At 28.2% G+C, this 19,475-nt stretch carries 19 protein-coding genes; 15 read left to right on the forward strand and 4 right to left on the reverse strand.

Features of this window, described 5'->3' with window-relative positions; translation table 11 throughout:
* Nucleotides 1-87 precede the first annotated feature (87 nt).
* The 5 genes from O0R46_RS04260 (at nt 88) to O0R46_RS04280 (ending at nt 6,576) form a co-directional block, all read left to right on the forward strand.
* Nucleotides 88-2,256 (forward strand): ABC transporter ATP-binding protein, encoded by a 2,169-nt coding sequence (locus O0R46_RS04260; RefSeq protein WP_269312345.1) that lies wholly within the window; start codon nt 88-90, stop codon nt 2,254-2,256.
* Nucleotides 2,246-4,117, forward strand: coding sequence for an ABC transporter ATP-binding protein (locus tag O0R46_RS04265; protein ID WP_269312346.1), 1,872 nt, complete (start codon nt 2,246-2,248; stop codon nt 4,115-4,117). The genes O0R46_RS04260 and O0R46_RS04265 overlap by 11 nt, the downstream gene beginning before the upstream one ends.
* A 22-nt stretch (nt 4,118-4,139) precedes the next feature.
* The gene (locus O0R46_RS04270) at nt 4,140-5,315 is read left to right on the forward strand and encodes an AI-2E family transporter (RefSeq protein WP_269312347.1); all 1,176 of its coding nucleotides are present in this window, start codon (nt 4,140-4,142) and stop codon (nt 5,313-5,315) included.
* A gap of 14 nt (nt 5,316-5,329) precedes the next feature.
* Nucleotides 5,330-5,902, forward strand: a complete 573-nt coding sequence (locus O0R46_RS04275; RefSeq protein WP_269312348.1) for a TlpA family protein disulfide reductase — start codon at nt 5,330-5,332, stop codon at nt 5,900-5,902.
* A gap of 65 nt (nt 5,903-5,967) precedes the next feature.
* The gene (locus O0R46_RS04280) at nt 5,968-6,576 is read left to right on the forward strand and encodes a class C sortase (RefSeq protein WP_269312349.1); all 609 of its coding nucleotides are present in this window, start codon (nt 5,968-5,970) and stop codon (nt 6,574-6,576) included.
* A 12-nt stretch (nt 6,577-6,588) separates the two neighbouring features.
* Here O0R46_RS04280 and O0R46_RS04285 read toward each other — a convergent pair whose 3' ends face one another.
* On the reverse strand, nt 6,589-7,314 hold the full coding sequence (locus O0R46_RS04285) for a Crp/Fnr family transcriptional regulator (RefSeq protein WP_269312350.1): 726 nt from the start codon (nt 7,312-7,314) through the stop codon (nt 6,589-6,591).
* 196 nt (nt 7,315-7,510) lie between these two features.
* Between O0R46_RS04285 and msrB the strand changes: the two genes are divergently transcribed.
* Nucleotides 7,511-8,458, forward strand: coding sequence for a peptide-methionine (R)-S-oxide reductase MsrB (gene msrB / locus O0R46_RS04290; protein WP_269312351.1), 948 nt, complete (start codon nt 7,511-7,513; stop codon nt 8,456-8,458).
* Between the two features lie 65 nt (nt 8,459-8,523).
* On the opposite strand, the gene O0R46_RS04295 is transcribed toward msrB, so the two are convergent.
* Nucleotides 8,524-9,297: a DUF2382 domain-containing protein gene (locus O0R46_RS04295; protein ID WP_269312352.1), complete on the reverse strand. Its 774-nt coding sequence runs from the start codon at nt 9,295-9,297 to the stop codon at nt 8,524-8,526.
* Nucleotides 9,298-9,675: 378 nt separating this feature from the next.
* Between O0R46_RS04295 and O0R46_RS04300 the strand changes: the two genes are divergently transcribed.
* Together O0R46_RS04300 and O0R46_RS04305 are read left to right on the forward strand one after the other, a co-directional pair.
* Nucleotides 9,676-10,923 carry an alanyl-tRNA editing protein gene (locus O0R46_RS04300; RefSeq protein WP_269312353.1) on the forward strand — a complete coding sequence of 416 codons (1,248 nt, stop codon included), beginning with the start codon at nt 9,676-9,678 and terminating at the stop codon, nt 10,921-10,923.
* An 8-nt stretch (nt 10,924-10,931) separates the two neighbouring features.
* Nucleotides 10,932-11,261 (forward strand): hypothetical protein, encoded by a 330-nt coding sequence (locus O0R46_RS04305; RefSeq protein WP_269312354.1) that lies wholly within the window; start codon nt 10,932-10,934, stop codon nt 11,259-11,261.
* Nucleotides 11,262-11,308: 47 nt separating this feature from the next.
* Here O0R46_RS04305 and O0R46_RS04310 read toward each other — a convergent pair whose 3' ends face one another.
* Nucleotides 11,309-11,872, reverse strand: coding sequence for a hypothetical protein (locus O0R46_RS04310; RefSeq protein WP_269312355.1), 564 nt, complete (start codon nt 11,870-11,872; stop codon nt 11,309-11,311).
* Nucleotides 11,873-12,224: 352 nt separating this feature from the next.
* Here O0R46_RS04310 and O0R46_RS04315 point away from each other — a divergent pair, with 352 nt between their 5' ends.
* The 7 genes from O0R46_RS04315 to O0R46_RS04345 all read left to right on the forward strand — a co-directional run bounded on the left by O0R46_RS04315 (nt 12,225) and on the right by O0R46_RS04345 (nt 18,343).
* Nucleotides 12,225-13,325, forward strand: coding sequence for a protein kinase domain-containing protein (locus O0R46_RS04315; protein WP_269312356.1), 1,101 nt, complete (start codon nt 12,225-12,227; stop codon nt 13,323-13,325).
* Between the two features lie 165 nt (nt 13,326-13,490).
* Nucleotides 13,491-14,240, forward strand: a complete 750-nt coding sequence (gene rpsB, locus O0R46_RS04320) for a 30S ribosomal protein S2 (protein WP_269312357.1) — start codon at nt 13,491-13,493, stop codon at nt 14,238-14,240.
* Between the two features lie 94 nt (nt 14,241-14,334).
* Nucleotides 14,335-15,246, forward strand: coding sequence for a translation elongation factor Ts (gene tsf, locus O0R46_RS04325; RefSeq protein WP_269312358.1), 912 nt, complete (start codon nt 14,335-14,337; stop codon nt 15,244-15,246).
* 103 nt (nt 15,247-15,349) lie between these two features.
* Complete coding sequence (pyrH, locus tag O0R46_RS04330; RefSeq protein WP_269312359.1) at nt 15,350-16,054, forward strand: UMP kinase; 705 nt, start codon at nt 15,350-15,352, stop codon at nt 16,052-16,054.
* 33 nt (nt 16,055-16,087) lie between these two features.
* Complete coding sequence (gene frr, locus O0R46_RS04335) at nt 16,088-16,645, forward strand: ribosome recycling factor (protein ID WP_269312360.1); 558 nt, start codon at nt 16,088-16,090, stop codon at nt 16,643-16,645.
* Nucleotides 16,646-16,780: 135 nt separating this feature from the next.
* A complete protein-coding gene (locus tag O0R46_RS04340) occupies nt 16,781-17,512 on the forward strand; it encodes an isoprenyl transferase (RefSeq protein WP_269312361.1) in 732 nt (243 codons plus the stop codon).
* 45 nt (nt 17,513-17,557) lie between these two features.
* Nucleotides 17,558-18,343 carry a phosphatidate cytidylyltransferase gene (locus O0R46_RS04345; RefSeq protein WP_269312362.1) on the forward strand — a complete coding sequence of 262 codons (786 nt, stop codon included), beginning with the start codon at nt 17,558-17,560 and terminating at the stop codon, nt 18,341-18,343.
* Nucleotides 18,344-18,393: 50 nt separating this feature from the next.
* Here O0R46_RS04345 and ispG read toward each other — a convergent pair whose 3' ends face one another.
* The gene (gene ispG, locus O0R46_RS04350) at nt 18,394-19,449 is read right to left on the reverse strand and encodes a flavodoxin-dependent (E)-4-hydroxy-3-methylbut-2-enyl-diphosphate synthase (protein WP_269312363.1); all 1,056 of its coding nucleotides are present in this window, start codon (nt 19,447-19,449) and stop codon (nt 18,394-18,396) included.
* Nucleotides 19,450-19,475: the final 26 nt, after the last annotated feature.

The following is a 19,475-nucleotide window of genomic DNA, read 5'->3' on the forward strand; positions in this document are numbered from 1 at the left end:
AGTTGAATTGTATTTATTTGGGTATTAAAAAATGGTATAATTTATAGTTAAAGGTATTACTTTAATGTAACTGGAAAGGAAGAAAAAATGAAGAGAGTTCTACGATATTTTAATAGTCATCTTCCATATATTATCTTATTGGTAGCCATCTTATCAGGTCAAGTTTGGCTTGAACTTAGACTACCACAATATACATCTAACATTGTAAATGTAGGTATTCAACAAGGTGGTATTGAGATGACTATACCACAAATAATAGATGAAAGTAAATATGGAATGATATTGTCAATGTCATCTGATAAAGACAGAGCAAATATAGCTGAATCATATGAATATTGGTCACCACAGAATAATAATCTTAAAAACAAAGAAATAAAAGATAGAAACGAGAACACTAATTTAATATCAAAAAATCATTATAATAAAAATTATTATGTATTAAAAAATGATCTTAAAAAAGATAAATTAAATAAATTAGATAAAGTTTTTTCAAGATCATTATCTGCTTTTGCTGCATATACTATGAACTTACAAGGGGCAAGCTCATCAAGAATGCTTGCAAACATAGATCAAAGCAAACTACCTGATTTTATGAAAAGACAGATAGCGATAAAGACGACTGAGTCAATATATAAATCTAATGGAATAAATACTGATAAAATGCAGAAAGATTACCTATGGAAAGTAGGAGCTCTGATGCTACTTATAGCCTTATCAATAGGTATTTTATCTGTAACTGTATCATATATAGCTTCTAGAATTTCAACAAAGGTATGCACTAAACTTAGATCTGATTCATATAATAAGGTCCTTAGGTTTTCAGATTACGAAATGAATAAATTCACTAGTGCATCATTGATTTCTAGAACAACTAACGATATACAACAAATTCAACAATCTTCTGTACTAGCTTTAAAATTTGTTTTTTATGGTCCTATTATGGCTATATGTGCATTTATTCAGATATCAAAACTTAACATGTCTATGATTTGGATAATTATATTAGCAATTTTTGCTACTTTGGTATCAATAGCAATAATAATGAGTTTGGCATTGCCTAGATTTAAACTAATACAAACAATGATAGATAAGCTAAATCTAGTAAGTATTGAATTTATAACGGGTATTGAAGTAAATAGAGTATTTAATGCGTCAAAGCATGAAGAAGAAAGATTTGATCTAGTAAACTCAGAATTGACAGCAATAAACTTATTTGTAAGCAAGATAATGTCGTTTATGATGCCAATAATGATGCTTATAATGAATGGAGCAACTCTTTTAATAGTATGGTTTGGGGCTAAAAATATTGATAAGGGACAGCTATTCGTAGGAGATATGATGGCTTTCATACAATATGCTATGATGATAATTATGGCCTTTCTATTTATATCTATGATGTCTGTAATAGTTCCTAGAGCTATGATTAGTGCTAATAGAATTGGAGAAGTGTTAGATAGTCCTATTAGAATAAAAGATGAAGGAAGAATTAAAGATTTTACTAAATCTGGAGTAGTGGAATTTGAAAATGTATCTTTTAAATACGATGGAGCTTCATACAATATAATAGAAGATATTTCATTTAAAACACAAAAAGGTAAGACTACAGCCATAATTGGAGCAACAGGTTCAGGAAAGTCTACAATTGTAAATTTAATACCAAGATTTTTAGAAAGTACTAAGGGAAGAATTACATTAGATGGTGTAGATATAAAAGAAATACCATTTAAAGTTTTAAGAGATAAGATTGCACTGGTACCACAAAAAGCTGTTATTTTTTCTGGAACTATAGAGTCTAATATTGAATATGGTAAATGTGCTTATAGTAGATCTGAACTTAAAAGAGCTGCTGAAATCGCACAAGCTATGGATTTTGTAGAAGGAAAAGAAGATGGTTTTTCAAGTAAGATAGAACAATCTGGATCAAACCTATCGGGAGGGCAAAAGCAAAGATTAGCTATAGCTAGAGCTGTAGCTAAAGATTCTGAAATAATTATATTTGATGATAGTTTTTCAGCTTTGGACGCGACAACGGATAGAAAATTAAGGAATGAAATAAAGAAAAATTTACAAGATAAAGCAATAATTATTGTAGCACAAAGAATAAATACTATAATTTCTGCTGATGAAATTTTGGTATTAGATAATGGTAAATTGGTTGGTAAAGGTAAACATAGTGATTTATTAAAGACTTGCCAAGTTTATTATGAAATTGCAAAATCACAATTGACGGAGGAGGAATTATCAAATGTCAGATAAAAAAGTAAGAAAAAAATCCTCTGGACCAAATAAAAATATGAGGGCTAAAAATTCTAATAAAGATAAGAATAAAATAGACAAGAAAATGTTTAATAGAAATATTAAAAGAATTTTATCTATGATGGGGCCAGACAAATATAAGCTAATTGTTGTATTTATATTTGCTATACTTTCAACTTTATTTCTAATAGTAGGTCCAAAAATAATGGGTAATGCAACTACAGAAATATTTAATGGAATTATTGCAAAGATTAGAAATCCTCAAGAAGGAATAAATTTTGCTAAAATATTTAAAATAGTATATATATTAGCAATAATGTATGCCCTAAGTTCTGTGTTTACATATTTACAAGCATATATAATGAGTGGTATATCTCAAAGAATTTCATATAATTTGAGAAAAGAAATATCTGAAAAGTTTAATAAACTTCCTATCTCTTATTTTGATAAAAATCAAAGAGGGGATATAATTTCTAGAGTTACAAATGATGTTGATACATTGAGTCAGACATTAAATCAATCTCTAATGCAGGCAATTACATCTGTAATAACTGTAATAGGTGTATTAATAATGATGATTTCTATAAACTTAGTAATGAGCTTAGTGGCCTTGACTTTGTTGCCACTTACAATGATATTATTGGGATTTGTAATTAAAAAATCACAGAAGTACTTTAATAGACAGCAGGATTATCTAGGCAAAATAAACAGTAAAATAGAAGAATCTTTTTCTGGACAAAATGTTATTAGAGCAAATAACGGAGAAAAATATGAAATATCCGAATTTGAAAAAATAAATAACAAGTTATATAACACTGGATGGAAATCTCAATTCTTTTCAAGTATAATGATGCCGATAATGATGTTTGTAGGTAATCTGGGATATGTCGTAGTTGCTATACTGGGTGGATATTTAACTATGCAGGGAAAAATAGCAGTAGGTGATATACAAGCTTTTGTACAGTATATGAGATCTTTTACTCAACCATTGAACCAGCTGGCACAAATGCTAAATTTACTTCAATCTACAGTTGCTGCTTCTGAAAGAATATTTTCATTTCTAGATGAAGAAGAGATTGATGTGGCTGATAAAAAAGTGTTAGCAGAAGAAGAGTTTGACGGTCATTTAGAATTTAAACATGTAAACTTTGGCTATGATAAAGATAAAATTATTATTAATGATTTTAATCTTGATGTAAAGACAGGACAAAAGATAGCTATTGTAGGCCCTACTGGAGCTGGTAAAACTACGCTCGTAAAATTATTAATGAGATTTTATAAGCCAAATTCAGGTAAAATTTTATTGGATGGATTAGATATAGATAATATAGATTACGAAAGTTATAGAAATATTTTTGCAATGGTTTTACAGGATACATGGTTATTTACAGGTACCATAATGGAAAATTTAAGATATGGTAAGTTGGATGCTAGCGATGAGGAAGTTTTTAAAGCTGCAAGACTAGCGTATGCAGATAGGTTTATCATGACCCAACCAAATGGATATAATACGGAATTAAATCAAGATTCAAGGAATATATCACAAGGTCAAAAGCAGCTATTAACAATTGCGAGAGCAATATTATCAGATCCTAAAATACTTATATTAGATGAAGCTACAAGTTCTGTGGACACTAGAACAGAGGAACTAATACAAAAGGCTATGGATAATCTAATAAAGGATAGAACTAGCTTTATAATTGCTCACAGACTATCAACAATAAAAAATGCAGATACTATACTAGTAATGGATAATGGTGATATAATAGAACAAGGAAGTCATGAAGAACTTCTAAATAAAGATGGATTCTATAAAAAATTATATGATTCACAATATGAAGAAATAGAGGAAGTAAATTAGTTTATTTTATGGAGGGAATTAATTGAGATTCGAATGGAATAAAAAATATGCGACAATATCTTTTTATGCCTTTTTAGTATTATTAGCAGCGATGTTATTTTATTTAGGTATAAGCAATTTTAGTAATGTAAATAATATGCTTTCTACATTTATCACAATAATAAAACCATTTATTATTGGATTTTCTCTAGCATACTTATTGAATTTTATACTTACTTTTATTGAGCGTAAATTATTTGATAAGCTCATTAAAAAAAAGATGCCTTTTAAATTAAAAAGAGCAATATCAATGCTATTGACTTATGTTAGTGTGGGGCTTACAATTACTTTATTTATGAAATTTGTATTACCACAAGTAACACAAAGTATAGTTGGAATTGCATCTGATTTTCCAAGAATTGTTGAAAGAATATATGATTACACTGATGCATTGATATCTAATATAGATTTATCACATACAAACAAGCAAATTATTAATAAAAAAGTAACAGAGTTAGGCAAAGATGCAATGGATTTTGCTACAAATTTAGTGCCTTATTTTGGAAATGCTTTTGTAGGTTTAGTATTAGGAGTATGGAATTTATTACTTGGGATAATAGTATCCATATATATTTTAGCTGACAAAGAAGGTTTCTCGGCACTTTGCAAAAAATTTATTGCAGCAGTTTTTTCACAAGAGAAAGGGCAAAGAATACTATATGTGACTGATTTAAGCAATGATATATTCGGTAAATTTTTAGTTGGTAAAATTATAGATTCATGTATCATTGCTTTTATAACTTTTATTATACTGAAATTAACTGGGATGCCTTATCCAATATTGCTTACATTTATAATAGGTGTAACCAATATAATTCCGTTCTTTGGTCCATTTATAGGAGCTGTTCCTTCAATTTTATTGGTACTATTTATAGATCCTATAAAGGCATTATGGCTTACTCTTATTATTTTTTTGATACAACAGTTGGATGGTAATGTTATTGGACCTAAAATACTGGGTGATTCAATAGGTATATCATCGTTTTGGATTTTATTCTCTTTGTTGATAGCAGGAAAGTTTTTTGGAATCGTTGGTATGATAATAGGAGTGCCTGTATTTTCGATAATATATACTATAGTAGCAGATAGTTTAAATAATAAATTAAAGAAAAAAGGACTTCCAGTATCAAAAGAATATTATAATAACAATGATTGTTAAAAGGAGAAAATTTTATGAGTAATAATAATAAAAAAATAGCAATAATCATATCTATAATTGCTCTTGTAGCTTTAGCATTTTTATTTAAAAATAATATGGAATCTTCAAATTCTGATAAAACTGTTGATACTAATAAAAAAGTAAAGGAAGAAATTTATTTTGTTGCTAGAGAATTGGAAACGGATGAAAATGTAGGTAAAGAAGAGATGCTAATAATGAATAAAAATGCTGTGGTAATATGGCAGACCAAGTGTGGTCCTTGTGAACCAGAGTTAAAAGCTATAGAAAAGCTTAGATCTAAATACAAAAATATTAATTTTATAGGTATTGGTCTTGGTGATAATAACGATGATGTTACTAATAAACTTAAAAGATTAGATATTAATTTTAAGAACTACTTTTTAACTGAAAAGTTTTTGAATAAAAATAAGAGTATAGATTCAACTCCTACTTTACTCTTTGTAGACAAAAATGGAAAAGAATTAATGTACAGATTAAAGGGAAATACGGCTCTAAATAATGATGCTGAACAAGTAATAAAAGATATAGAAAAAGAATTAGATAAGTTTGATCAGCTTAAAATGTAATTGTAAGAGTATAAATTTTGAAGATTTATAGAAGTATTTAATTAAAAATAGAAAAAGAGGATAAGATGAAAAATAAAGGAAAGTTGCTGATTTCAATTGGTGTAATAATTTTAATTTCATCATTGGCTTTTATGGGTTTTACCCATATAAGAATGATTAAAAGAGCAAATGAAATACAGCATAAAAAAGAAGACTTTGTTAAAAAGGTAAAGCAATCTAATGAAGGACATTCAAAGTTTAAAGATGAAGATTTTAATGGTGTATTAGGTTTTGTAGAAATAGAAAAAATAAAACTATTACTACCCATATATAAATCTACTAGTGATAAGGAACTTAGAGATGGCGTAGGTATTGTTGAGACAACAGGACAGCCAACAAATCAATTAAACACAGTATCAGTTTTAGCAGGTCATAGAGGTGGATATAATGGAAAAGATACTTTTCTAAAAATTGACCAGTTGAAGAATGGAGATATTGTAAAAGTTACCGATAGAAAAAATGTATATAGATATAAAGTAACTGGCAGAACAATTATTGAGCCAACTGATTGGACTAAATTCAACAAGGAGCCAGATAAGGCAAAGTTGATATTAATGTCTTGCCATCCATATCCAACTAACACACACAGGATGTTGGTATTTACTGAACTCATAAGGATAGATTTCATAAAATAAACATTAAGGTTTTTATGTTTTACAATACTTTAAACAATTATATAATAACTTAAAAGAATTCTTTTCAAAATCAATAATACCTTCGTCACGTAGATTACCTAATTCTCTGGACAAGGCACTTCTATCTACACCTAAAAAATCAGCCATATCTTTTCTAGATAAAGGTATTTCAAATATTTTACTATTACTTTTAGCATTTTGTATTTCAAGATAATACATAATTTTATCTCTAATATTTCTTCTTGATAAAACCTCTATTTTAGATAGCAATATAAGATTTTTATCAGCAAAAGTACTCATTAAATTTGATATAATAGAGTATTTTTTGATTAAAAAATCTTTAGAATCTTTATTAAATGTGACATCAAAATCTACTTCTAGTAATTTTTCTGTATTTATAGTAAAAATCAAAGAGTTTTTATTGGCAACAGCTGATACAGGAGAAATTTTATTTGAAGTAAATGAAAAAACTTCGGCAAATATATTACCTGGCTTTATAACATCTATTACATTTCTGTTTCCATTTTCATCTGTATTTGTAAGCTGAACCTCTCCCTCTAAAAGTATACACATGTTGCTATAGATTTGCCCTTGAGAAAATAAAATTTCATTTTTGCTTAATTTTATATCGCTGCTTTCAATATTTTTTAAGAAATTATACAATTCTTCTTCAGTAAATTTTTTGAAAATATCGTTTTGAATTATATCTTTTATATATTTTTTAATTATATTAATCACTCTCCTATAGATTAAATTATATCATGAATATAGTATGTATATTATTAAATTTTTATTATTAATTACATAATTAATAATAAAAATATGTTTTAAAATATATTTTTGGGGAATATATGCAAATATTAGGTATTTTTATTAAATTATAGTAAAGAGTATATTATAAATAAAATATTATAGATGGTTTATAGGAGGGGAAATGGATAAGATAGCGACTTTTGCAGGAGGGTGTTTTTGGTGTATGGTAAAGCCATATACTATGTATGAGGGAGTAATAAAAGTAGAAAGTGGTTATATGGGGGGAACAAAAGAAAATCCTACTTATGAAGAAGTATCTACTGGTGATACAAAACATTTAGAAGTTATACAAATATATTTTGATGATGATAAAATATCATATAATGAACTACTGAATATTTATTGGAAACAGATAAATCCATATGATCCAATTGGTCAGTTTGCAGATGTTGGTAGTCAGTATTTAACAGCTATATTTTATCATGATGATGAACAAAAAAAATTAGCTGAAAAAAGCAAAAAAACCATAGAAGAGAAGAATGGAAAAGCTGTTTACACTCAAATCAGACCTATTGAAATATTTTATAAGGCAGAAGAATACCATCAAGATTATTATAAAAAATCAAGTAAACATTATAATATATATTATAAAAACTCAGGTAGATATAATTATGTTAAATCTCATTGGGATAGAAATAATGCGAATAGAGAAATCTTAAAAGACAAGTTAACTGATTTACAATTTGAAGTAACACAAAATGATATGACAGAGATACCGTTTGAAAATGAATATTTTGATAAGTTTGAAAAGGGAATTTATGTAGATATAGTGAGCGGAGAACCACTTTTTTCATCAAATGATAAGTTTCAATCCTCTTGTGGATGGCCATCTTTTTCAAAGCCAATTAAAGATACTAATATTTTGTATAGAGGCGATTATTCATTCGGAATGGAGAGGACTGAAGTTAGAAGCGCTCAAGCTAATAGTCATCTAGGGCATTTGTTTAATCATGGTCCTAAGGAATTGGGTGGTAATAGATATTGTATAAATTCTGCATCATTGAAGTTTATACCATATGATAAAATGGATGAAGAAGGTTATGGAGAATATAAAAAATATTTAGATTAAAAAATATATATTAAACTCAAAGTAATAAAAATAGACCTTAAAAGGTCTATTTTTATTACTTTGAATTATTTAATTCTTTTTGCGTTGTTTTCGTCAACATCAACTTTTTCTTTTCTAATTTCAGCTGAAACTATTTCGTCTTCTACAACTTTTTCCTTTTTTATTACCAATTCTTCAGTAACTACATTTTCTTTTGATACATTAATTTTTTCTTCATGTATAGGTACTCTTATAGTATCTTTATTTTTACCTAACTCGTCAAAGTCGTGTGAAGATTTTTCATCTACTTTATGCCTTTCAACTATAACTCTTTCTTTTTCAACTGGTACTTTAACTTCTTGACGTTCACTAACTACTTCTTTATTTATTTCTATAGATCCTGACTCAACTCGATCTTTATCTATGCGTAGACGTTCTTCGTGTATACGTATTTTATCTTCTGGAGTAAGATTATCACTAGATTTTAAATCTTCATCTAAATAATCAAATCTATCGTTGTAATAGCTTGGTTTATTATATATATCTTTAGATTTTAAATGTAGTAGATAATATCCATTATTTACCGCTGTCATTGCCTGATTACGTGTATCAGGACTAAAATTATATTTGTCTAAAGCTTTTACCTGTGCATCTTCACCTGAAAAAAATGCTGCTATTTTATCTCCCAGAGAAGCTTCACTTGTCTTGGCGTCTATATCTCCATATGCTAATCTATTGGTACCGTTTACCTTATTTTTAGATATTACTTCAATATCACTTCCTTTAACACCCATTGCCTTTAACTGGTCAACTCTTCTTAATAATTCTGCTTCTGTTCTGTAAGTTTCGAAATTTTTCATAATGCATATTCCTTTCACTCATACAAGTAATATAATTTATTTGCGACTTATTACAAACATTTATGTCATTTAAAAAATAATATTTAATATTATGTGAATATATTAAATATTTAAAAATTTTAAATCTTAATAATTAGCTACCCGATATAATTTTAAAATAAACACATTGTATAATTAATATATAATATTAATCATATACTTTTTAATAAAACGTTGAAATATAAGCGTTGTATTGAGTGTAAGAAATTTGTGGCATATGACATAAATAGCAAGCGTTGTTATTTAAACATAATATAATGAAAAATATATATAAAAATTTGTACAATATTTTCAATGTGGTAGAATAATAATAAACATGATTTTAAGTGAGGTGTTAAAATGGAAAAATATTATTTAAATAGATATCAAAAGATAAATGATACACAAATAATGAAAATAGAAAATTTAGAAGATGGTCGAACAGGTATAATATTGAAAGAAAATATATTTTTTCCTGGTGGTGGGGGACAGGATGCAGACAAAGGCAAATTATATGTAATAAAGGATTATAATCAATCTTATAAATATGAATTGATAGATATATATACCAATAATGAAGGAGAGACTGTAAATGTAATTGATACTAATCAATCAGAAATATTTTGTGAAGGAGAAAAAGCTAAACAAGTTTTAGATTGGACTCATAGATTAGACGGTATGCAGCAACATAGTGGTCAACATTTGTTGTCAGGATGTTTTTATGAAAAATTTTCGAGAAATACAAAATCACTTCATATAGGTAACGATATAAGCCAATTAGATATTGAGGGAGAATTTACTCAAGAAATGATATATGAAATAGAAGACATGGCAAATGAAATAATAAAAGAATCTAGGGAGATTAAAAACTATAAGCTTGATAGAGAACAAAAATCAACATTTACTACAAGAAGACCACTACCAGAAACCGAAGATGATATAAGAATACTTGAAATTGAAAATTTGGATATTAATGCATGTTGTGGTGTTCATTTAGAAAATACTAATGAAATTGCTATGATAAAAATCGTAAAATTTTATAAACATAAAAGTAATACAAGAATAGAATATTTAGCAGGGAATAGAGTAATAAGCTACTTATTAAATAGAGACAGAAAATTAAAAGTTATACTTGATCAATTTAAATCGGGAGAAGATACAATTATTCAAACATTAACTAATACTGTTCAAAAAAAAGAAAGAATAGAAGAATCATTTAAAAATATAAATGATAAATATACAAATTTATTAATTAATAAATTTGAAAAAGAAATAGAAAAATCTCAATCGGGTTTGAAAATACTGAAGATAAATTTAGTGAATGAAGATAAAAATACTATTTATACTATAGCAAACAAACTTCAAAAGAATGAAGATATTTTGATAATTATTTCTAACAAGATAAATAAGATTTACAATTATCTAATAGTTACAGAAAAATATACTAGTCAAAAGTACAAAATAAAACTTAAAGATGATTTTCAATATATGAAAGATAAATATGAATTAAAGGGTGGAGGTTCTAGCTTTAAAATTGAATTTATACTTGAAAATGAAAAAAACATTGACAATATTAATAATTATATTTATTATAAATATTGGAAATAGGAGGAGTTATGTCAATTTTAGGATTAATAATATTACTAATTTTCTCAGGTTTGGCAATATATAGTTTACTTGCTAAAGGTGGAAGAGGGGTAAAAAATTATATAATAAGGAACTTTATAGGAACATATATATTTATTATTTCTTTATTAGCGATTATGAAGTCATCATACGGAATAGCCGAGAGTCTATATTTAGGAATTTTTTCTATATTAGCTGTTATATCTTGCATTGTAATCGCAAAGAGGGATGTTAAAAGCAAGTACAGCAAAATGAGGGTAATATATATTGTTGGCATTATAGTTGCGACAATATCTATATATATGTCATATATCAACTAAATTTTAGATAAATAAAAGGGCTCTTTTAAGGGTTCTTTTTTATTATTTTATTTTAGTAATTCGTATCCGTTTACTATTAATGAAGTGATTTTTTCATCTTTAAATTTAGCATCAAAAAATATTTTTTGCGATTCATCAGGGTAAGTGAAATATCCATTAGAGAAAATTATATTATTATTTTTATGTATAGATGTAGTTATTACATCTATGTTACCACTTACATTTATAACTTCATTTATCTTATCTTCAGCTAATTCTTCATATTTTATAGTATCTTCAGTACTGAGTTTTGTAGGCATTTCTACAAATTTATCAGGTAATCCCTTTGGCTTTATTAGGCTATTAAAATTAAAAATTTTGAAGGATAAAAGAATACCTATTGCAAGTATCAAAAGACCGTATACAATTTTTACCCATAGTCTAAAATTATGACTTTGTTCTTTCTTTTTAATTTTAGATTTTGTTTGCTGATTTATTTGTTCTCGCATTCTATTTATATCGTACTGAATAATTCTATTATCCTGAACAGGAGTTTTTGCTTTAGCCTGTTTGGAATTAATAGCTTTTTTTCTTTCAGCAAAGTTGATAGTTTTATTTTTGTTATCGGCCATTAGCAATCCTCCATTCTATATGATAAAACTATTATAGTAAAAAATCGTTGAAATGTCAATGTATATGAGCTTATAATATCAAAGATGAATATTAAATTTAACTAATATATATCAATATTTTAAATTTGTTAAAAAAGAAAAAAATAAAATTACTATATGAATATGAAAAATATATATAAAAATAAAGTGTTATATATAATTATTGAATATATCATTTTATTTTTAAAGTACTGTAAATAGTAGACTTATTGGGAAAAATAATGCTATAATTTGATAGAAAATATTATTGAATTATGTTAAAATATAGTGTAATAGCATTTTTATGCAAATTTTTTAGAAAAGGAGTTTATGTATGATTTTTATTGGAAATAGATATGAAATAACCGATAAACCTGTTTACATCGAAGAGAATAAGCTTTACAATGCATACGACTCTGAGAAAAATATCAAAGTAAAGATAAAAATAATAGAAAATAATAGATATATAAGTACAGATTTTATACCCAATTTAATAGATGAAAGCATGGTAATAAATGAATTAGATACTCCTTATATTTTGCATATAGTCGATGTTGGTGTACATAGAACCGTGGATAGCTTACTTTATTATATTGTATATGAGGATTTTAATGGTGTCTCACTTTCTACTCTTACAAAAGGTGCATATTTGCATATGGATGCACTTATTAGAATCTCAACACAAATTGCCAAAGCTCTACAAGCATATCAGAGTATTGGTAAGTGCCATGGTTCATTAAAGGCAGATGATATTTTAGTTAATGATAAATATATCATAAAAATTGCAGATTTTGGTCTAACAGAGGCTAATAAAGGAACTAATATAAGATGTTCAGGAAACTTAAAATATCTATCACCTTCTCAATTAGCTATAGACTTTACTGATATTAAGACAGATTTGTATTGCTTAGGAGTAATGCTTTATGAAGCTGTATTCAAAAAATTTCCATTTAGTGAAGCTAGTACAGAAAAACAGTTGATGAAGGCAATTGATAAGGGCGTAATATGGTCAAGAGTTAATACAAGCGATCAAAATCAAGATTTTATAGATATTATTAAAAAGCTATTGGAGAGAAATGATAATTTATGCTATAAAAATTATAACCAGCTTATATTAGCACTTAGTCATTTTATGTATAAGACGCAGAAGATTACAATCAATGATATCAACGAAGCACTCAAACCAGAGCTTGAATCAGTCTTACACAGAACTGGTAGAGTCAATCCAGATGATTTTTATAAGACTAATCAGATATTCTTAAAAGATATTGAACTTGCAATGGAAAAACACAACAATGAAAATATAAATCCAAAAAAAATAGAAAAGAAAAAAGCAAGAAAGAAAAATACTAAAAAATTTATGATGATACTAGGCATAATAGCTTTATTTTTAGTAATAGCTGTAATAGTAGTAAAAATACTAAATTATTATTAAAAACTTGCTATAACGCTTGACACAAACATATACAAATGTTAGAATAATAGAGGTTATTTTAAAAATAATACTAAATAAACACAGCAACGGGATTCTTAAGAGGTGCCTTTAGGTTTCTTAGGAAGATGAGCGTGCTGGAGGTAAAAACCAGGAGGAGAAAATTAAATGTCAGTAATTTCAATGAAACAATTGTTAGAAGCTGGTGTACATTTTGGACATCAGACAAGAAGATGGAACCCTAAAATGGCTAGATTTATATTCACAGAAAGAAATGGAATATATATCATAGACTTACAGAAGACAGTAAAGAAAGTTGATGAAGCTTATAAGTTTATGCTAGAAATAGCTGAAACTGGAAAGCCAATACTATTTGTTGGTACTAAGAAACAGGCTCAAGAAGCTATCAAGGATGAAGCTCTTAGATGTGGTATGTACTATGTAAACGAAAGATGGCTAGGAGGAATGCTTACTAACCATAAGACAATCAAGACTAGAATTAAGAAGCTTAGAGAACTAGAAGCTATGGAAACTGATGGTACATTTGATGTACTACCAAAGAAAGAAGTTATCAAACTTAGAGCTGAACAAGAAAAACTAGAAAAGTTTTTAGGTGGTATTAAGGATATGCCTGAACTACCAGCAGCTATGTTCGTAATAGATCCAAGAAAAGAAAATATAGCTATTCAGGAAGCTCATAGACTAGGTATACCTGTAATAGGAACAGTTGATACTAACTGTGATCCAGATGAAATTGATTATCCAATACCAGCAAATGATGATGCTATCAGAGCTATCAAGTTAATAACTGGTGCTATGGCAAATGCTGTTATCGAAGCAAGACAGGGTGTTGATGATGTAGCTGTAGAAGAAGCACAGACTGAAGAAGTTGTTGAAGAAACTACAGAAGAAAATTAATTAAACATTCGTAAAAAAGCTTATGGTAAGGGCAAAGCCCTTACCATTTTGTTAAATAAGAACTATAATAAAATTATTTAGGAGGATTTTACAAATGGCAATAACTGCACAGATGGTAAAAGAATTAAGAGAAGCAACAGGCGCAGGAATGATGGATTGCAAGAAAGCTCTTACAGAAGCTGATGGCGATAAGGATAAGGCTGTTGATATACTAAGAGAAAAAGGACTTTCAAAGGCTGCTAAAAAAGCTGATAGAATAGCTGCAGAAGGTCTTGTAAATATAGAAATAGGACCAGATAATGCTTTAGCATCAATAGTTGAAGTTAACTCTGAAACTGATTTTGTCGCTAAGAATGAAGACTTTAAGAAATTTGTTAATGATGTAGCTGTAATGGCTAGAGAAAATGATGTTCATAATGTACCTGAATTATTGGCTTTACAACATGACGAAGGCAAATCACTTCAGGATGTATTAAATGATAGAATAGCTACAATAGGTGAAAAACTTGATGTTAGAAGATTTGAAAGACTTGTAACAGAAAATGGTGTTATAGCTGGTTATATACACGGTGGCGGTAAAATCGGTGTGTTAGTTGAATTAGAAACAACATCTAAGGATCAGAAAGTTATTGATTTAGGAAGAGATATAGCAATGCAAGTAGCGGCTATGAATCCAAAATATATTTCTGAAGCTGATGTTGATCAGGAATATTTAGCGCACGAAAAGGAAGTTTTAACTCAGCAAGCTTTAAACGAAGGAAAGCCAGCTAATATTGTTGAAAAGATGGTTGTAGGTAGATTAAAGAAAGAATTAAAAGAAGTTTGCCTATTAGATCAAGTATTTGTTAAAGATTCTGAATTGACTATATCAAAATTAATAGCTAATGTATCTAAAGAAGTAAACCAAGATATCGCTGTTAAGAAAATGGTTAGATATGAAGTTGGTGAGGGTATAGAAAAGAAAGAAGAAAACTTTGCAGAAGAAGTAGCTAAGCAAATGAAGTAATAATTTAAGAGAACACTTTTGTGTTCTCTTTTTTTAAAGTAAATTATAAATTTATAGCAAAATAAATTTTTGATTTTGTAATTGAATTGGAAAGAGGTAGTTTATGAATCAGCCTAAATATAAGAGAGTTTTATTAAAAATAAGCGGAGAAGCCTTATCAGGTGGAACTGGTTTTGGTATTAATAATGAAGTGTTAAATGATATATCTTTAGGAATAAAAGAATTAAATGATGTAGGTGTAGAAGTAGCAGTAGTAGTTGGTGGTGGAAATTTCTGGAGAGGAAGAACTAATCAACAGATGGACAGAACTACTGCAGATTATATAGGTATGCTTGCAACTGTAATGAATGCAATGGCTTTGCAGGATTCTTTAGAAGCTATAGAGGTTCCAACTAGGGTTCAAACAGGCATTGAAATGAACAAGGTTGCTGAACCATATATAAGAAGAAGAGCTGTAAGACATTTAGAAAAAGGAAGAGTAGTAATATTTGGTGCAGGAACAGGTAATCCATATTTCTCTACAGATACTGCAGCGGCATTAAGAGCAGCTGAAATGGAAGCCGAAGTAATTCTTCTAGCTAAAAATGTAGATGCGGTATATGACAAGGATCCAAAATCTTGTTCAGATGCAAAGAAATTTGAAAAATTATCTTATATGGAAGTAATAAATAAAGAATTAAAAGTAATGGATTCAACAGCTACATCACTATGCATGGATAATAAGATAACTATAAAAGTATTTGAATTATCTACTGAAAATATTATTAAAGTTGTATATGGCGAAAATATAGGAACTATAGTAGAATAGTATTAAATAATAAAATAAAATTCGGAGGTAATTATGCAATTAGATCTTCACATTGAATTAGAAGAACAAATGGAAAAAACTATAGAAGCGTTAAAATTTGAATTTGGTACGATTAGAGCAGGTAGAGCTAATGCATCTATGTTAGATAAGGTGAGAGTAGACTATTATGGTACTCCAACACCTGTTAATCAGATGGCAGCAGTTGCAGTTTCAGAGGGTAGAATACTAACTATCACTCCTTGGGACAAGTCTGTGATACATGCTATTGAAAAAGCAATATCTGAATCGGACATTGGAATAGCTCCTACAAACGACGGTTCTGTGATTAGACTGACTGTACCACAGTTAACAGAAGAAAGAAGAAAAGAATTGGCAAAAAAGGCATCAAAGGCTTCTGAAAGTTTTAAAGTAAGAATTAGAAACGAAAGAAGAGATGCTAATGAAAAAATAAAGAAAATGGAAAAAGCAGGAGAACTTGCAGAAGATGATGCAAAAAAAGCAACTGATGAAGTTCAAAAAATGACAGATAAATATATCAAGACTATAGAAGCTTTGACTAGTGAAAAAGAAGCAGATATAATGTCAGTATAATTGATTATCAACCCAATTTAGTCTTATCTAAATTGGGTTTTATTATGCAATAAATCTATGCTATAATATAGTATATGATACTATACAAAATAGATTTTATTTAAGGAAGGAGAGCTATTAACTTAGCGAATAAATATGGAAAGATTATATTATGATATAGATTTAGAAAAAGTACCACAACATTTAGCGATAATAATGGATGGGAATGGTAGATGGGCAAAATCAAAAATGATGCCTAGGACTTATGGTCATAAGAAAGGTGTAGAAACAATAAGAAAGATAGTAGAAGAATCAAAGAGATTAGGTGTGAAATATCTCACTCTTTATGCATTTTCTACTGAGAATTGGAAAAGACCGAAAGAAGAAGTAGATGCGTTGATGAATTTATTGGTTTCTTATTTAAAAAAAGAATTAGCTGAACTAGATAAAAATGGGGTAAGAATATTAACGATAGGAGATATTTCAGCACTACCAAAAGTATGTATAAATGAACTTGAAAAATCAAAGGAAAAAACTAAGGACAATAAAGATTTAACCTTGTCTCTTGCACTTAATTATGGTGGTAGAGCAGACATATTAAATACTGTAAAATTAATTGCCAAAAATGTTAAAGATGAACAAATTTTAATAGAAGACATAAATGAAGAAATGATTTCAAAGTATCTAACAACAAATGAATCAGTTGATCCAGATTTAGTAATTAGAACTAGTGGAGAACAGAGATTGAGTAATTTCTTATTATGGGAAGTCGCATATTCTGAGTTTTATTTCACAGATGCTCATTGGCCAGAATTTGATGAAAAAGAGTTACAAAAGGCTATATACAGCTATCAAAATAGAGATAGAAGATTTGGTGCTATAAAATAGAAAAAAATATTAGTCTACTTTGTTAGGCGTGTTGGAGGGATTTTAATGAGTGAGAGATTAATGTCATCTTTAGTGATATTGCCTCTATTAGCGGTTTTATTTATTAAAGGTATACCACTTTACTTAGCTGGATTAATTATTATGATAATCGGTTTAAAAGAATTTTATAGAGCCTTTAATAATATAGAATACAGACCTATTGAAATAATAGGTTATGTTTTTGCAATATATTTATTTATAACAAATGTCTTCAATTTTGGTATAGATACATATATATACGCTATATTTTTATGTTTTCTAGTATCGATAATTTATGTACTTATGCAAAAAAATAATGTAATAGATGTGTGTATTACATTTTCTGGAATACTATATGTTTGCATATCTTTTAATTGTATAATATTAACAGTAAAAGATATACCTATGGGTGGTAAAATATTATGGATTATATTTATTATTTCCTTTGCTACAGATATATTTGCTTATTTAGCAGGTAAAAACTTTGGCAGGCATAAGTTATTACCCTTAGTAAGTCCTAAAAAGACTGTAGAGGGCAGTATAGGTGGTATAATGGGAAGTATAGTATTTTGTGTCTTATTTGCAATTTTATTCGAACTTTCTATTCCGATTGCTATTTTTGTTTCACTAACTGGTAGTATAGTTGCACAATTGGGAGATTTATCTGCATCATCTATTAAAAGATATGTAGGAATAAAAGATTTTGGCAAATTGATACCAGGTCATGGTGGTATTTTGGATAGATTTGATAGTGTGTTATTAGTGGCTCCATATATATATTTGGTATATAGTTTGTTATTATTAAAATTATAATGTAAATAAATAATAAAGGTGTAGGATAATCCTACACCTTTATTATTTATTTACATTTTATTTATTTCATCAATCAATCTTTCTACAATTTGATCCTGAGGGATTTTCTGTAATATTTCTCCCTTTTTAAAGATCAAGCCAACACCATTTCCACCAGCAACTCCTATATCTGCTTCACGAGCTTCTCCTGGACCATTAACTGCACATCCCATTATAGCAACAGTAATGTCCTTTTCTATATCCTCAATTCTTTCTTCTATTTCATTAGCGAATTTAATGAGATCTATACTACATCTACCACAAGTTGGGCATGATATTATTTTGATTTTATCATTTAAAAGTCCAAGACTTCTAAGTATTTCTTTACCGACTCTAACTTCTTCTCTAGGGTCTCCAGTTAATGATATCCTCAGCGTATCACCAATACCAGCTACTAATAAGCTTCCTATACCTATTGAAGATTTTATAGTTCCTTTTTTAATACCACCAGCTTCTGTAATTCCAAGATGAAGAGGGTAGTCTACTTTTTCTGACATTAGAGTATATGCTTCAACAGTTTTTAAAATATTTGTATTTTTAAGAGAAATAGCTATGTCGTAAAAATCTAAATCCTCTAATATTTTAATATGTTCAAGAGCAGATTCGACCATTGCTTCGGGAGTTGGCCCTCCATATTTTTCTATCAATTTTCTATTTAGTGAGCCACTATTCACTCCAATCCTAATTGGTATATTTTTTTCTTTGCATGCTTGAACAACAGCTCTTGTTTTTTCTTCATTCCCAATATTTCCAGGATTAATTCTAATAGCATCTATACCCTGTTTTACCGATTCTAGCGCTAACCTATAATCAAAGTGTATATCTGCTATAATAGGTATGTTTGTAGCTTTTTTTATCTTTTCTATATTTTTGGCTGCTACCATATCTGGTACAGCAATTCTCACGATATCACATCCCACGTGAGCCAAGTCATTTATTTGTCTAATCGTGGCTTGTGCATCTCTTGTATCTGAAGTAGTCATTGATTGTACAGGTATTGGATTATCACCACCTATTGCAACATTACCTACATAAACCACCTTAGTTTTTTTTCTTTGATAAGTCATTTTTTTCCCTTTCAATAAAATACTTT

This window comes from Peptostreptococcus equinus, assembly GCF_027125355.1.
In the GTDB taxonomy this organism is placed as follows: Bacteria; Bacillota; Clostridia; order Peptostreptococcales; family Peptostreptococcaceae; genus Peptostreptococcus; species Peptostreptococcus equinus.